We start from the raw sequence: 15244 nt of genomic DNA on the forward strand, positions 1-15244 counted from the left end.
CCTGCGTCGCTGAACGGCAAGGAAATGGCCACCGCGTGAGGCGTCACGCCCCAAACCCGTTGCATCGATGGTGAAACTACTCCTCGACGTCACTATGCGCTGGCACGTGCCGGGTCTGTTCGTCGGACTGGTGCCCTACGCGTCCTACAAGCTCGGCGTCGCATACCCTCCGGCGCGCTTGCCCGCGTTCATCTATCCTCGAATGCAGTGCGACCTGGCCTATCTCCAACAATACGGGGGACTGGACCCGGATCGCTTCATTTCCTCCCTCTTCAATGGCGAGATTGTCGCGATCATTCTTGGTCTGGGAGTGGCTTTCTTCCTGGCCGTACACTGGCACACCTACAGGCGGCAATTTCCCGAACGGCTCGAACGGACGAAACCACGAGCCGAACTGCTATTCTGCGCAGGATGTGCAATTCTTGTTGCTGCCTACATTGCGTTGGCGGCAATGCCGAGCTCGAAAGCGTGGGGCAGCAACTGTTCGATGTTTGCCGATCCCGGCAAGTGGTCTCGCCGGCACGCGCTCGCGCCCCACGAAGGCGTTTTCCTCATGATCGGCATCATGACATATACGCTGTATCTAGCTCCCGCCGTGCTAGTGACCTGCTTTAAACTCTCCAGGGAAAAGGCGGCAGATCGGGCCCAAAAGAACGGGAGGCGTGGATCATCAGCCCTTTAGCAGCTTCTCCAACTCTGCCTTTTCCTCCGCCGTCAGCGGTTCACCCACCGCCTTGCCGGCGCGCCGGCGCACGAACAGCGCCATGGCGACCGCGCCGCCGACGAAGAGCAGGATCGGCGCGCCCCAGAGCAGCAGCGTCTCGCCGCGCAGACGCGGCCTGAGCAGCACGAACTCGCCGTAGCGCGAGACGACATAGTCGATCACCGCCGCGTCGCTGTCGCCTTCCGAAATCCGCTCGCGCACGAGCAGGCGCAGGTCGCGGGCGAGCTCGGCGTTGGAATCGTCGATCGACTGGTTCTGGCAGACCATGCAGCGCAGCTGCGCCGAAAGCGCCCGCGCGCGCGCCTCGAGCGCCGGATCGGAGAGCACCTCGTCCGGATTGACGGCGAAGGCCGGCAGCGGCGAAAGCAGCAGGAAGAAGGCCAGTGCCGACCGCGCAAGGACGCCACGACGCCGCTCGCCGCCTGCCGGGGCGCCTCGCCCCTCATCCTTGCCCGGCGCGTCTCGCCCCTCATCCGCCCTGCCGGGCACCTTCTCCCCGCAGGCGGCGAGAAGGAACGCGCCGCGCCGGCCTGCCAGGCGTACGCGTCGCGCATGGGCCACGTTCCCCCTCCTCGCCTGCGGGGAGAGGGCCAGGGTGAGGGGCAAGTCTCTCGCAGCCCGGCCAAACAGAGAGCGCATCATTCCGCCGCCTCCAGTCCCGCCACGGGCCTTGCCCGGCGCGCGCCCTGCGGGGCGCCGATGCGCAGCCGGCGGTCGCACAGCGACACGAAGCCGCCCGCCATCATGATCAGGGCGCCGAGCCAGATGCACAGGATCATCGGCTTCCACCAGACGCGGACGACGATGCCGCCGTCGCTCATGGCGTCGCCGAGGGAGACGTAGAGCTGGCTGAAGCCGAAGGTGCGGATGCCGGCCTCGGTCGTCGGCATCCGCCGCGCCGTGTAGAGTCGCTTGGACGACCAGACGTCGCCCTTCGAAGCACCGGCGCGCGCGACGGTGAAGTGGCCGCGCTCCTCGGTGAAATTGGCGCCGCGCCCCTGGCGCATGCCATCGAAGGTCAGCGTGTAGCCGCCGGCCTCCACGGTCGCGCCCGGCTTCATCACGACCACGTGCTCGGTCTCGAAGGCGGTGACGGCGACGATGCCGATGAGGGTGACGCCGAGGCCGAAATGGGCGAGCGCCGTGCCGAAGGCGGAGCCCGGAAGGCCGAACAGCCGCCGGCGCGCCACGCCCGCGGACACCTTGCCGATGCCGGCGCGCAGCGCCAGGTCGGTAACGGCGCCGGCCAGCATGTAGAAGCCGAGCGCCAGCCCGAAATAGGCGAGCACCGGCCCGCCGCCATGCGACCATTGCGCGATCGCCGCCAGCACGAGGCCGACGCCCGTCGCTGCGAACAGTCTCTGCCCGGCCGCCAGCAGGTCGCCGCGCTTCCAGGCGAGCAGCGGCCCGAACGGCACCGCCAGCAGCAAGGGCAGCATCAGGAGGCCGAAGGTCAGGTTGAAGAAGGGCGCGCCGACCGAGATCTTCTCGCCCGTCAGCGCCTCCAGCACCAGCGGATAGAGCGTGCCGGTCAGCACGGTCGCAGCCGCCGTCGTCAGGATCAGGTTGTTGAAGACGAGCGCGCCCTCGCGCGAGATCGGCGCGAACAGGCCGCCGGCCTTCAGCGTCGGCGCCCGAAACGCAAAGAGCGACAGCGCGCCGCCGATGAAGACGACGAGGATCGTCAGGATGAACACGCCGCGCGTCGGGTCGGTCGCGAACGCATGCACCGAGGTCAGCACGCCGGAGCGCACGAGGAAGGTCCCGAGCAGCGACAGCGAAAACGTCAGGATCGACAGCAGCACCGTCCAGATCTTCAGCGCCTCGCGCTTTTCCATCACCAGCGCGGAGTGCAAGAGGGCGGTGCCGGCGAGCCACGGCATGAAGGAGGCGTTCTCCACCGGGTCCCAGAACCACCAGCCGCCCCAGCCGAGTTCGTAGTAGGCCCAGTAGGAGCCCATGGCGATGCCCGCGGTCAGAAAGCTCCAGGCCATCAGCGCCCAGGGGCGGACCCAGCGCGCCCAGGCGGCGTCGATCCGCCCGTCGATCAGGGCCGCGATCGCGAAGGAGAAGCAGACGGAAAAGCCGACATAGCCGAGATAGAGCAGCGGCGGATGGATCGCGAGCCCCACGTCCTGCAGCACCGGGTTGAGGTCCTGCCCCTCGCCCGGCGCCGGGTCGAGCCGCAGGAAGGGATTGGAGGTCAGCAGGATGAAGAGCGCAAACGCCGTCGTGATCCAGCCCTGGACGGCGAGCACGTTGGCGCGCAGCCGCTCCGGCAGGTTACCGCCGAAGGCCGCCACCAGCGCGCTGAAGAAGGTCAGGATGAGCAGCCAGAGCATCATCGAGCCTTCGTGGTTCCCCCAGACGCCGGAGATCTTGTAGATCAGCGGCTTCATCGAATGGGAATTCTCCCAGACGTTCACCACCGAGAAGTCCGAGGTGACGTAGGCAAAGGTGAGGATCGCGAAGGCGAAGGCCGTCAGAAGGAAGCCTGCGACCGCCGCCGACGGCGCCACCGCCATCAGGGCCGGGTCCTTCCGCATCGTGCCCGCGAGCGGCAGCAGCGACTGGACGATCGCCGTCGCCAGCAGCAGCACCATCGCGTAATGGCCGATTTCGATGATCAACGGATCGTCTCCTTGCCGCCGAGTTCCACCCCTTGCGCCTTCAGCCGGTCGGCCACGTCCTTCGGCATGTAGGTCTCGTCATGCTTGGCGAGCACCGTGTCGGCCACGAAGACCGGGCTGCCGGCGACGAAGGCGCCCTCGGCGACCACCCCCTGCCCCTCGCGGAACAGGTCCGGCAGGATGCCGGTATAGGTCACCGGAACCGTGCCGATCGTGTCGGTGACGACGAAGGTGACCGTCGAGCCCGCGCCGCGCTCCAGCGACCCGGCCTCGACGAGGCCGCCGAGCCGGATCCGGGTGCCGGGCGGAACCTCGGTCTTCTTAAGGTCGCCGGGCACGTAGAAATAGGCGATCGACTGGCTGAAGGCGAACATGACCAGCAACACCGCCGCCAGCAGGAAGCCCACGCCCCCGCCGATCACTGCCAACCGTTTCTGCTTGCGTGTCATTGTCCGCTGCCCTCGGCCGTTATCTGAAGCTCGCCCGCCAGCGCCAGCAGTTGCCTGCCGTTGTCGCTCTCGGGCGGAAAGCGTTTCAGCGCCGTCGCTAGCGCCGCTTCGGCGGCCTGTCTTTGATCCAGGACCACATAGGAGCGGATGATGCGCATCCAGCCCTCGAAATTGTCGGGGTTCTCCTTCAGCCGGGCCGCGAGGCCGTCGACCATGCCCTCGATCATCTGCTGGCGGCTCTGCGTGTCCATCTCGCCGGCCGCGGCCACGTCCTCCGCGGTCGGGCCGCCCGGCGCGCCGTTGCCCGCCGCTTCGGGAGCCTGTCCTGCCGCCTGTTCCGGTGCCTGTCCTGCCGTCTGCCCCGGCGCCTGCCCGGCACCGTTGCCCCCGAGCGAGGCGATGTGGCGATTGACCAGCGGCAGCCAGGGCGCTTGCGCCGGCGAATCCTTCGCCAGCGCCTCGAATGCGCCCCTCGCCTCGTCCCGCCGGCCTTCCTGCTCCAGCGCCAGCGCCAGGTAGAAGCGGGTGCGCGGGTTGCTGGCGTCCAGCGCCTGCGAGCGCTGCAGCACCTCGCGGGCATCCTTGGTGACGATGCCGTTTGCGAGCGCGATCAGCGTCTCGGCATAGCCGTCGAGCCGCTCCGGCGAACCGCCCAGGATCCGGATCGCCTGGCTGTAGGCGTTGGCCGCGTCGTCGAGCCGGCCGTTGCGGGCATAGATCGGCGCCAGCAGGTCCCAGCCCGCGCCGTCGTCGGGGTTTTCGGCGAGGTGCCGCTCGGCCTTGGCGAGCAGGATGTTGAGGTCGTTGCCGGGTGCCGCGAGCCGCGCCGCCAAAGGCTGGGCGGGCAGCTCCGGCCGTCCTTGCAGCAGGTAGAGACAGAGCCCGATTGCGGGCAGGAGCACGACGATGACGGCCTGGGCGAAGAGGTTGCGGCGTCTGTTCGATGGCGGGGCGGCAGCGGCCGCGTCCACCGGCGCGGCCTTCTCGCGGGCGTTCGCCGCGATCAGCCGCCGTGCGATCTCCGCGCGGGCAAGCTCGGCCTCGGCCCGGCCGATCAGCCCGGCCGCCTCGTCGCGCCGAAGCTCGTCCAGCTGGTCGCGATAGACCTCGGCATCGTGCGCCTCGGCGTCATCCGTGTCGCGGCCCGCCCGCAGCAGCGGCAGGAGCAGCGCGATGGCGACGGCGGCGGTCAGGGCGGCGGCAAGGATCCAGAACATGGCGATCAATTAATGGAACGCCATGCCTTTTCCAATTGCAAAAGGCCTGCTGACGGAGATTTGAGGCGTTTCGCCGCATTCCGCCCGAACGACGGGCCCGCCGTTCAGGTCAGCGGCGTCCAGGTTCCCGCGGCGGTGCGGCAGGCCGCGCCGCGGCTGACCGTCTCCCGCCCGCCGGCCGTCACCGTGTGGCTGTATTGCCGGCAGTTCTGCGAGCCCACCTGGTAGGGGGCGGCGGCGACGATCGATCCCTGCACCCCGCGCCCCTGCCAGACGACCGGCTGGCCGCCCGGGGCGGCCTCGAGCGCGCGATATTCGGCCTCGAGCGCGCGCTGGCGGTCGGCGGCAGACAGCGTCACCCCCGATGCCCTGGAGACGAGACCGCCTTCCAGCGCGGAGATATAGGCTTCCGAGGACACGGCCGCTCCGGCCGACGCGTTTGCCGTGCTGATGGTGCGCCCCGAGGTCGTGCTGCAGCCTGCAAGCCCGATCGAAGCGACGACTACCGGAATGGTTACGACACGAGACTTTCTGTTCATCCGGTCTGTCTGATTCATTTCAGGCCTTTTCCCGAGACAACCGGCTCATTCATCGAGCGCGGCGGACGACGTTGCATCGCAGCACCTATCTTGCACTGTCTTCGGTCTCAAGCAACATCCTTTGCGACCGCCGGCAGCGTCAATCGTGCCAGCAGCCCGCCGAGGGGGCCGCGCGCCAATGTCAGCGTCCCCTGGTATTCCGAGGTGATCTCGCGGACGATCGAAAGACCGAGGCCCGTGCCCGGCTTGCTCTCGTCCAGCCGCCGCCCGCGCTTCAGCGCCTCCTGGATCTGGTCCGGCTCCAGCCCCGGGCCGTCGTCCTCGACCTCCAGCAGCACCCAGCGGCGGCGCTGAACGTCGCCGTTGTCCTGCGCATCCGGCGCCGGGATCGCCCGGAGCACGACGGTGTTGCGAGCGTAGCGCGCCGCGTTCTCCAGAAGGTTGCCGACGACCTCCTCGAGATCCTGCTGCTCCATCGCCAGCATCAGGTCCTCCGGCTCGATCATCACGGGGAACTCGATGTCGGCGTTCAGCCGGCGCATCACCCGCGCCAGGCGCTGCAGCACCGGTGCGGCTTCTGTGCGGGCCAGCACCGATTCGCGCTGGGCGGCGATGCGGGCGCGGTTGAGGTAGGACTGCACCTGGCTCTGCATCGCCTCGGCCTGCGTGCGCACCAGCTCGCCGTGCGAGGGCGACAGCACGCGGGCCTCGTTCAGAAGCACTGCGATCGGCGTCTTCAGCGAATGGGCGAGGTTGCCGACCTGCATGCGCGCGCGCTCGATGATGCGGCGGTTGCTGTCGATCAGCGCGTTGACCTCGCTTGCGAGCGGCTGGATCTCCCGCGGGAAGGCGCCGCTCAGCTGCTCGGCCTGGCCGGCGCGGATCTGCTCCAGCGCCTTGCGCACATGGTCGAGCGGCTTCAGGCCGATCAGGATGGCGACCGCGTTCAGGCAGAGGCTGCCGAAGCCGAAGCCGGCCAGGGCGAGATAGAGATTGCGGGAAAAGGCGCGGATATCGTCTTCCAGCACGTTGCGGTTGCCGGCGATGCGGAAGCGCGCCGTGCGGCCGTCCTGGTCCAGCACCACCTCGGTCTCGACCACCTCGACCCGGTTTCCGAAGGTGTCCTCGGTCGTGTAGTAGCGCTCGTAGCGCGTATCGAAGGGAATGGTCTCGGTGTCGGGGATCGGGATGCTGCCGTAGCCCAGCGACGTCGACGACATCGGTTCGGAGGGGAAGTTGTCGCCGATCGGCTCGACGATCCAGTACCAGCCCGTCTGCGGCTGCGAGAAGCGCAGGTCGCCGAGCTGCGGGCTGCCGGTCAGCTGGAAGCTCTCGTCGGTGGAGACGGAGTTGATGACGTTGTAGAGCTGGGCGCGCAGCAGGTCGCGGAAGGCGCCCTCGGCGCTGCGGCGGTAGAGCGTGGAGATCACCAGCGCGATCACCACCAGCGCCACCGCCGACCACAGCGAGGCGAGCAGCAGCACGCGGAAGGTGAGCGACCGCGCGCCCGCAGGTGCCCTAGCGGCCATCGCCGGGCGCTTGCATGCGATAGCCGAGGCCGCGCACGGTCTCGATCAGGTCGACGCCGATCTTCTTGCGCAGCCGGCCGACGAAGACCTCGATCGTATTGCTGTCGCGGTCGAAGTCCTGGTCGTACATGTGCTCGACCAGTTCGGTGCGCGAGACCACCTGCCCCATGTGGTGCATGAGGTAGGAGAGAAGCCGGTATTCGTGCGAGGTCAGCTTCAGCGCCACGCCGTTGACGGTCGCCTTCGAGCCCTTGGTGTCGAGCCGGACCGGTCCGCAGACGATCTCGGAGCTCGCGTGTCCCGCCGCGCGGCGGATCAGCGCCCGGATCCGGGCCAGCACTTCCTCGACGTGGAAGGGCTTGGCCACGTAGTCGTCGGCGCCGGCGTCGATGCCGGCGACCTTGTCGCTCCAGCGGTCGCGCGCGGTCAGAAGCAGGACCGGCATGCGCTTGCCGTCCGCCCGCCATTTCTCCAGCACCGTGATGCCGTCCATCTCCGGAAGGCCGATGTCGAGGATCACCGCGTCATAGGGCTCGGCATCGCCGAGATAGTGTCCCTCCAGGCCGTCATGGGCCTGGTCGACCACATAGCCCGCCTCCTTCAGCGCCTCTGCAAGCTGGCGGTTGAGGTTTTCGTCGTCCTCGACAACGAGAATGCGCATCTGTCGGCTTCCCTTCCTTCCGGTCCCCGAAACGCGGCGAACCCTCCGGATCGGCCTTGCGCGCTTCGCGTTCCTTCTTGTCGCATGTCGCGGTCGCAAAGACCACTGCCCGCTTCGGGGCGACATGCCTTGCGGACCCGGCGGCCCGTCCGGCTATTCCATCGGCACGCGCACGGTGATCTTGCGCGGCCGCGCATTGCCCTTGCCCGGCACCAGCACGGTCACCACGCAGACGCCGTTGCGCGGCTGTGCCGACAGCAGCTCCCCCCCTGTCTCGGCGATGACCCGGCGCGCCGCGTCGCTGCAATCGGCGGCAGCCGGCTGCACGCCGGGCAGGCGGTCGGCGGCCGGCGCCGCGAAGAGCGCCATGCTGGCCGCTGTCGCAGCGATGATGATGGGCGAGGTCATGGACACACTTTCGATGGCACTAACAACGTGGCGTCAGAATTAACGCAGCGACGCTGAATGGCAAATGAATGTGTCGATGAATTCCCCGCGACCAGCCGCGCCCCTCAGCGCAACCGCCTGCTGGCGGCGAGCCGTCCTGCAATCGCGACAATCCCGCCCGCGGCGGCCACAAATGCCGTCACCCGGTCTGCCAGCTCGGCCTGGTCGGCCCCGCTGATCTCGATGCCGGCCAGATTGAGGACCGAGGCAGCGACTGCGAGTATGCCACCCCAGACCGTCCTCGACAAATACCAGCCTTTCGTCTCCGCATCCATGCAACGCTCCTTTCCAGTCAGGTTTCAACGGTTCTTTCGGCCGCGATGCCCGCGCGCACGGCCCGCCCGAGCTGGCGGACGCGGATCGTGTGCGCTGTCTGCGCCGCGCCGAAATCGGTGATTTCGTCCGTCGCCGGATAGAGGCAGGCCGGCCCGTCGGTCTCGATGGAGCGCACCACCGCGCCGGCGCTCAGGATATCCAGCCGGTAGGCCTCGAACGGCTCGTCGAGCGGAATGTCGAAAGCCTCCCACCCGTCGGCGTCGCGCCGCGCCCGCCGGGTCCAGGAAAAGCGGATGTCGCCGTCGCCGAGCCGCTGGCCGCGCAGGTGCACCGGCGAAAGCGGCGTGCGCGCCCGCATGCCGCCGGCAAAGGCGACCGGCGCGCTCGCCTGCGCGGTCCCGCGCGCCTCGACGATGAAATTGAGGCTTCGCCCGGCCTCCTCCGCCGTCAGGGCCAGCGGCCGCACCGCCTCGTCCAGCACGATCGCCGCAGCGCCCGCCGGATGGCCCTCGTTCATCGCGTCCTCGCTGCCGGCAAGCCCCCGCAGCAGGCCGCCGAGCCGCCAGCGCCGCGGCGCCGTCTCCTCGGCCTCGAGGTAGCCGATGATCTCGAAACGGCCGGAGGGGGTGGCGACCGCGATCCGGTTGTCGCCGCCGAGGACGGCGTCGCGCGTCCGTGTCGACAGCCCGCCGAAGGGCAGGTCGAGCTCGATCGCGTTCACCTGGTCGAAGCGTCCCCAGGCGCCCGGCGCCAGCGCGGCGGCAAGCCGGCCGATTCGTGCCGGCCGCTCCAGCCGCACGCGCGGCGCATAACCGTCCGCACCCGGCGAGGTGGAGACCAGCACCGGCCGCCAGGGCCTGGCATGGACGGCGACGCGGGCGAAGCTCTCGTCTGCGCCCGCCTCGAAGCAGGGCAGGTCCAGCAGGTGCACGTCCGGCAGGAAGGCCGCCGCTTCCAGTCCCGCCGCCGCCCGTGCCGACTGGCGGGCAAACGGCACCGGCGCGTTCGCGTCGCCGCCGGCAAAGCTCTGCGCCTCGATCTCGCGGACCGCGCCCTCGATCACCCGCCTGACGACGAAGCGTCCTTCCGGACCGTCCACGAGCCGGACGACGTCGCCGGGCATCACCGATACCGCGTTCGGCGGCAGGCGGAACGTCAGCCGCCGCATGCCGGCGCGATGGTCGCGGAGCATCGCCTCCGCCGCGCCCGCCGCCGCCGCGCCATGCAGCACGGCCGGCAGCGACAGCCGCAGCACCCGGTCGTTCTCCGCCGTCGTCCGGCGCGAGCGCGCGGTCGCCCGCTGGTAGGCGGCCGTGTCGGAGAAATGGTCCAGCACCCCCTCGCCGGAAAATTCGCTGCCGTGGCCGCGCACCTCCTCGAAGGCCGTCTCGTCCGGCCGCTCGGCCAGGACGTCGATCGCAACGGCCGGAAGCGCGGCCCGCAGCCGCGAGCGGAAGACGAGCGTTCCGCCGTCCTCCACCGCATCGATCTGGAACGCCGCCAGCAGCGGCTCCAGCAGGCTGCGCGCCGATCCCGGCTCGGCCTGCACCAGGCCCGTCAGGTCGCCGCCCACCATCGAGACGTCGAAGTCGTCGAAGCCGTGGTCGGACAGGATCGCCGCGATGGCGTCGGCGACCGTCGTGGCCCCCAGCCGCCCGTTCAGCCAGTGGCCGAGCTGCCAGTTGTGGCCGTCCGCCCAGAGCGCGTCGTTTTCGGGAAAGGCCGGATAGGGCCGCGCATCCCAGGTCCAGACGAAGATGTGGTCCGGGTCGACCATGCCGGGCTCCGGTCCGTCCCCCCGCCACCAGCCGAAATGGGCGTCGAGAAAGCGCCGCTGCACCGCGTCGGCGCGACCGCCGGCGGAAAAATAGGGCAGCGCGTTCTCCGCGCTCTTCGGATCGGTGAAGACGTTCGGCTGGTTTGCCCCCTTGTCGACCGCCGGGCAGCCGAGCTCGGTGAACCAGATCGGCTTGGAGCGCGGCTGCCACGCCGTCGGCTCCGGCAGTTCCGCCCCGCCCGCGCGCCCGTAGTGACGGTTCGTCCACCAGCCCTTCAGGTCCTTGTAGCGATAGAGCCAGTCGCGGCCCGCCAGGCCGTCGGTGATCGGCGCGCGCAGCCGTGCCGCCCTGTCCGCCGGGCTCGCATAGTACCAGTCGTATCCCTCGCCGGCCGAAATCTGGGCGCGCATCGCCGCCGTGTCGTCGGCAAGGCGAAACCCGTCCGGGTTGCCGTCCAGCGCATCGCCGTCGCGCCAGTCCGACAGCGGCATGTAGTTGTCGATGCCGACCGCGTCGATCGCTTCGGACGCCCAGAGCGGGTCGAGGTTGAAATGGACCTCGCCGCTGCCGTCGGCCGGATGGTAGCCGAAATACTCGCTCCAGTCGGCGCCGTAGGTCAGCTTCGTCTGCGGTCCGACGATGCCGCGCACGTCGGCGGCCAGCGCGCACAGCGCCTCGACGAAGGGAAAGGCGCCCGCCGCGTCGCGCAGCTGCGTCAGCCCCCGCAGTTCCGAGCCGATGATGAAGCCGTCGACGCCGCCCGCAGCCTTCGCCAGCTGCGCGTAGTGCAGCACCATCCGCCGGTAGCCCGCGTCGGCGGCCGTCGACACGACCGTCGTCCCGGATACGGCAAAGTCGTCCGCCGCCGCATCGCCGCAGAAGGTCTCGACCTGCGCGCGCGCCTCGGCCGTCCGGTCGGCGCTGCCGGGCCGGCCGGTCGCCGGATGGCAGGTGATGCGGCCGCGCCAGGGATAGGCCGCCTGCCCCGTCCCGCCATAGGGATCGGGCAGCGTGTTGCCCGCCGGCACGTCCATCAGGACGAAGGGATAGAGATAGACCTTGAGCCCGCGGCGCTTCAGGTCGGCGATCGCCGCCACCACGCTTGCGTCCGACGGCGTGCCGCCATAGGCCGGTCCGCCGCCGCTTTCGCTGACGCGATGCGCCTCGCCGCGGCCGATGCCGCTCACGGCCCACGGCCGGCTCTCGTCGCTGCGCGCGGAGACCTCGACGCCCGGCACGATCCGGCAATGGCCGGCGCGAAGATCGGTGCCGAACCAGGCGACCACCAGCGCCACGCGCTCGAGATTGGGGCAGAGCGCCTGCAATTCGTCGAGCGAGGCCGTCCAGTCGGTGGCAGCGATGCGGTTGTTGCGGTTGATGTTGCGCCCCTCGCCGGCGCCGAGCCGCTCCGTCACCAGCCGCGGATCGTAGCCGTGCTCGCTGGAGCCGGGGATGATCGTGACCGCCCGGATGCGGCCTTCCAGCGTGCCGGTCGGCTTCAGCACCTCGAACTGCAGGATCGGGATGCGGTTGCCGAAGCTGTCGAGCGGCAGCCGCTCGAAGACCGCATAGGCCAGCCCGCGATAGGCGGGCGCGTTGCCCGCCCCCTGCTTGGCCTCGATCAGCGGATCGGGCGGCTGGTCGGCCTCGCCGCGATAGAGGCGCATCGGCACCTCCGTCAGGTCCAGTTCGCGGCCGTCCGCCCAGACCCGGCGCACGCCCGCGATCGGCCCCTCGCAGATGCCGACGGCGAAGTTGCCGAAATAGCTGTAGGTCTCGACGCGCGGCCCGGTCGCCTTGCCGCCGGCGCGCTCGGAGGTCACCTCCTCCTCGAACCGCGTCGCCCAGATCAGCGTGCCGCCGACGCGCGCCGTGCCGTAGACGCGGGCGATCCCCGCCCCTTCGTCGGCGCCGGGAATGCGGCCGTCCTGCAGCCGGGCGCCGGTGACGGTCGCAGCACCGCCGACGAGCGCGCGATCGACCACCGAGCCCGCCAGCGCACCGACCGCACGTCCCGCGATCGCCCCGATCGGCCCGAAGATGCCGCCGAGCGCCGCACCCGCCGCCTGGAATAGGATTGTCGCCATGAGGCCTCTCCAGCTTTATGTCCAGAACCGCCCGCCGCGGCATCTCGCCCGCACCCTGCCCCGTTCCCCTGAGACGCGAGAGGGGACGGAAACGTCCCGGCAACCGCCCTTCTCCCCGCCTGCGGGGAGAAGGTGCCGACAGGCGGATGAGGGCAGCGGCGTCACCGCGAAAATTCGCTGCCGTTGCAACAGCTTGCAGGCTTTCCCTGCTAGCCTGATTCCGGCCCTTGCCATTCCGATTCAAGTCGGCCAACCGGACCGCAACGCGGCCCCGTCACGCCTCCCCGCGCTCCCCTTGCGGAAACCGGAACACCGCGCAGATCCGCCGCCGCCAGGACGGCACCAGGGCGGATTCGATCACCGCCGCCTGTTCGTAGGCATGGATGAACAGCCCCGGCCCGCTCAGGATGCCGAGATGCTTGGCCGCACAGCCCGGCTGCCAGCGAAACAGCAGCACGTCGCCCGGCGCCATCTCGTCCTGCGCCAGCGCCGCCCCGAAATGCCGGCGTGCTGCGGCGAGCAACCGGTCCCCGCCGGCCCGCTCCGCCCAGTCCGGCTGGTAGGGTTCCGGCCGCTCCGGCTCGCGGCCGTAGATCTCGCGCCAGACGCCGCGCACCAGCCCGAGGCAGTCGCAGCCGACGCCCTTGCGGCTTGCCTGGTGGCGGTAGGGCGTGCCGATCCAGCCGCGCGCGGCGACGACCACCGCCTGCGGGAGCGCCTCATTGATAGAGCGGCCTGCCGTCGTGCACCGTGTCGCCATCGGCATAGCCATAGGCGAAGTCGCTGCCCGGCATGTGCGGGAAGCCACGGAAATTGCGGTGGTTGTCGAATTTCTGGCGGCAGGTCGCAAAGCTCTTGTCGCAGCCGGCGACCACCCGGAACCGGTCGCCCGCCGCGACCGTCACCGGCATCGGCAGCCACAGCGTCAGTTCCACCGTGCCGTCATCGCTGCGGTGATCCTCGAGGTCGGCCGCCGCCCCGGCATTGCCGCCGTCGAGAAAGGTCAGCACACCATGGCGGAAGAACCTGGTAGCGAATGCCCCGAGACCGGAGACCCGCAACCTTCGCTCGTCCAGCACCGCCGTCACCGCGCCCTCGGCCGTCAGGCCGCCGGCGGCCAGATCGACGCCGCAGCGGCCGTCGCCCAGCATCGCGTCGCAGCGGTGGCCGTAGATGCGCCCCCGCGTCTGGTCCAGCGCATGCGTCAGCCGACGCAGCTCGGCGCGGAACGCCCCGCCGGCGCGCGTGACCTCGCCGATCTCGCCTGCGCGCAGCAGCATGCGCCGGTCCGGGTCGCGCCAGTCGACGAGAAAGACCTCGACCCTCGCCGCGTCGTAGCGTCCCGCCGCGAGATCCGCCTCGCTGATCGCCGCGGACGAGAAGCCGCCGGCGATCTCGCTCGCCTCCGCCGCCAGCCCCGCCCCGCTTTCCGCGTCGCTTGCCGCAAAGCCGCTGGCGGCCAGAAAGGTCAGGCCGGCGAAGGCGAGGTCGCGGTCGTGCTCGGTAAAGCCCAGCACCGTCCCGTCCCTCAGCGTCACCCGCCAGCACAGGCAGAGCGTCGTCGCATCGTCGGCGAGCCGGGCGGCCAGGTCGTCGGGCACCTGTCTCATGGGGCGATCTCCACCAGCGGGATGGACGGGATGCGCCCGGCGCTGAACTGCGCCAGGTCGATGTCGATCCGGTCGGTGTCGAAGCGCACCGGCACGTCGAATTCGTACCCCGCCGTGACGACCGCGCCGGGGCCGGGAACGGCGTCCGCCGAAAAGGTCACGATCCCCGTCCGGGCATCGAGCGACCAGGCGCCGGCCGCAACCGGCGTGCCCGCCACCGCGACCGTGACGCTGCCCTCGACCGGCTTTGCGATCGTACGCTGCGTGGCGCCACCGGCATCCGCATAGGTCTTGACGAGCTGGAAGGCCGCCGTCGCCCCGTCGCCGGTGCCGATCCGCTGGTCGTCCGCGGTGACCGCCTGGCCCGGCGCGCAGGACCTGAAGTCGAGCGGATCGCGGAAGCGGAAGCCGTACAACTGCCCCGCCCGCGCCTCGAAGAAGGCGAGCACGGCATAGAGATCGTCGATCGAGCGCACGCCCGACCCGGCGTCGTAGCGCCGCCGCGCGTCGTGCCAGCGCCGGTTCCTGTGCTCCCGCCCGTTGGAAAGCGAGACGATGTCGGTACGCCGCACCGGCCCGCCGCTGGTCCCGAGCGCGATCCGCAAGGGAAAGCGCACCTCGTGAAATCCGTTCATGACCTCTCCCTCAAAGCCCGCGCTGGCCGCGCCCGACGGCCCGCGTCAGCATCGCCGCGATCTGTCCCTCGGAGCGCATGAAGCTCGCGGCATCGTTCGCCGTCACGTTGAAGACGATGCTCGCGCCGCCGCCGCCGGTGCCGGCCGCCACGCCCAGCACCCCGTCCGGCCCGCGCTGCAGCGGCAGGATCGCCTCCGCCCCGGCCTCGCCCATCAGGCCGAGGCCGCCGGCGGCCGGAAAATAGGTCGGCGCCGCCACCACGCCGCCCTTGGCGAACGGCGTCACGCCGGCGGCCAGCCCGGCGATGCCGGAGGACAGCAGACCCTCGAGCGGCTTCAGCCCGGCCGTAAGCCCGATGTCGCTGATCCTGAGCGCCAGCCCCTTCAGCACGTCCTCCAGTCCGCGCCCGTCGACCGCAGCCGAACGCAGCGCCCCGGTCAGCGCCGCCCCGAACGAGCGCGCCCGCGCCTCCAGATCGTCGAGGACCGGGCCGAGCGCCTCCGCGCCCGCCATCGTCCCGGCCAGCGGCCGGTCATCGTCTTCCGCCATGGTGAAACTCCGTTGTCTCGCACATCCATCCAGCCGCCGCCCGGCCGCATTTCGCTGAACCGCACGGCATCCGACCGGCCCCGCAGACCATCAGCCGCCGCGCGCCCCCGCC

General features: G+C 70.3%; 15 protein-coding genes. 1 reads left to right on the forward strand and 14 read right to left on the reverse strand.

From position 1 onward, the window contains the following. The first annotated feature begins 67 nt into the window (after window positions 1-67). The gene (locus P0086_RS05380; protein WP_275783303.1) at window positions 68-682 is read left to right on the forward strand and encodes a hypothetical protein; all 615 of its coding nucleotides are present in this window, start codon (window positions 68-70) and stop codon (window positions 680-682) included. Here P0086_RS05380 and P0086_RS05385 read toward each other — a convergent pair. From P0086_RS05385 to P0086_RS05450, 14 genes are all read right to left on the reverse strand, one after another. Beyond that, complete coding sequence (locus P0086_RS05385; protein WP_112600590.1) at window positions 671-1108, reverse strand: cytochrome c-type biogenesis protein; 438 nt, start codon at window positions 1106-1108, stop codon at window positions 671-673. The genes P0086_RS05380 and P0086_RS05385 overlap by 12 nt on opposite strands. Before the next feature lie 254 nt (window positions 1109-1362). Next, a complete protein-coding gene (locus P0086_RS05390; protein WP_275783306.1) occupies window positions 1363-3354 on the reverse strand; it encodes a heme lyase CcmF/NrfE family subunit in 1992 nt (663 codons plus the stop codon). Continuing rightward, window positions 3351-3803, reverse strand: a complete 453-nt coding sequence (gene ccmE, locus P0086_RS05395) for a cytochrome c maturation protein CcmE (protein WP_112593972.1) — start codon at window positions 3801-3803, stop codon at window positions 3351-3353. The genes P0086_RS05390 and ccmE overlap by 4 nt, the downstream gene beginning before the upstream one ends. Next, window positions 3800-5020 carry a c-type cytochrome biogenesis protein CcmI gene (ccmI, locus tag P0086_RS05400; RefSeq protein ID WP_275783309.1) on the reverse strand — a complete coding sequence of 407 codons (1221 nt, stop codon included), beginning with the start codon at window positions 5018-5020 and terminating at the stop codon, window positions 3800-3802. The genes ccmE and ccmI overlap by 4 nt, the downstream gene beginning before the upstream one ends. Before the next feature lie 104 nt (window positions 5021-5124). Further along, window positions 5125-5577 (reverse strand): hypothetical protein, encoded by a 453-nt coding sequence (locus tag P0086_RS05405; RefSeq protein WP_275783311.1) that lies wholly within the window; start codon window positions 5575-5577, stop codon window positions 5125-5127. A gap of 89 nt (window positions 5578-5666) precedes the next feature. Further along, on the reverse strand, window positions 5667-7088 hold the full coding sequence (locus P0086_RS05410; RefSeq protein ID WP_112593970.1) for an ATP-binding protein: 1422 nt from the start codon (window positions 7086-7088) through the stop codon (window positions 5667-5669). Beyond that, window positions 7078-7749, reverse strand: coding sequence for a two-component system response regulator FeuP (gene feuP / locus P0086_RS05415; protein WP_112593984.1), 672 nt, complete (start codon window positions 7747-7749; stop codon window positions 7078-7080). The genes P0086_RS05410 and feuP overlap by 11 nt, the downstream gene beginning before the upstream one ends. 153 nt (window positions 7750-7902) lie before the next feature. Beyond that, window positions 7903-8157 (reverse strand): hypothetical protein, encoded by a 255-nt coding sequence (locus P0086_RS05420; RefSeq protein ID WP_275783316.1) that lies wholly within the window; start codon window positions 8155-8157, stop codon window positions 7903-7905. Window positions 8158-8261: 104 nt separating this feature from the next. Further along, window positions 8262-8471, reverse strand: coding sequence for a hypothetical protein (locus P0086_RS05425; RefSeq protein ID WP_112593968.1), 210 nt, complete (start codon window positions 8469-8471; stop codon window positions 8262-8264). Window positions 8472-8488: 17 nt separating this feature from the next. Next, window positions 8489-12337, reverse strand: a complete 3849-nt coding sequence (locus P0086_RS05430; protein WP_275783319.1) for a glycoside hydrolase/phage tail family protein — start codon at window positions 12335-12337, stop codon at window positions 8489-8491. Window positions 12338-12611: 274 nt separating this feature from the next. Then, window positions 12612-13097, reverse strand: a complete 486-nt coding sequence (locus P0086_RS05435) for an NlpC/P60 family protein (protein ID WP_275783321.1) — start codon at window positions 13095-13097, stop codon at window positions 12612-12614. Then, the gene (locus P0086_RS05440) at window positions 13057-13947 is read right to left on the reverse strand and encodes a DUF2163 domain-containing protein (protein ID WP_275783324.1); all 891 of its coding nucleotides are present in this window, start codon (window positions 13945-13947) and stop codon (window positions 13057-13059) included. Before P0086_RS05440 ends, P0086_RS05435 begins: the two co-directional genes overlap by 41 nt. Further along, the gene (locus P0086_RS05445; protein WP_275783327.1) at window positions 13944-14582 is read right to left on the reverse strand and encodes a DUF2460 domain-containing protein; all 639 of its coding nucleotides are present in this window, start codon (window positions 14580-14582) and stop codon (window positions 13944-13946) included. The genes P0086_RS05440 and P0086_RS05445 overlap by 4 nt, the downstream gene beginning before the upstream one ends. Before the next feature lie 10 nt (window positions 14583-14592). Next, window positions 14593-15132, reverse strand: coding sequence for a phage tail tape measure protein (locus P0086_RS05450; RefSeq protein ID WP_275783331.1), 540 nt, complete (start codon window positions 15130-15132; stop codon window positions 14593-14595). Between the last annotated feature and the right edge of the window lie 112 nt (window positions 15133-15244).

Source organism: Mycoplana sp. MJR14, from assembly GCF_029210525.1.
In the GTDB taxonomy this organism is placed as follows: Bacteria; Pseudomonadota; Alphaproteobacteria; order Rhizobiales; family Rhizobiaceae; genus Mycoplana.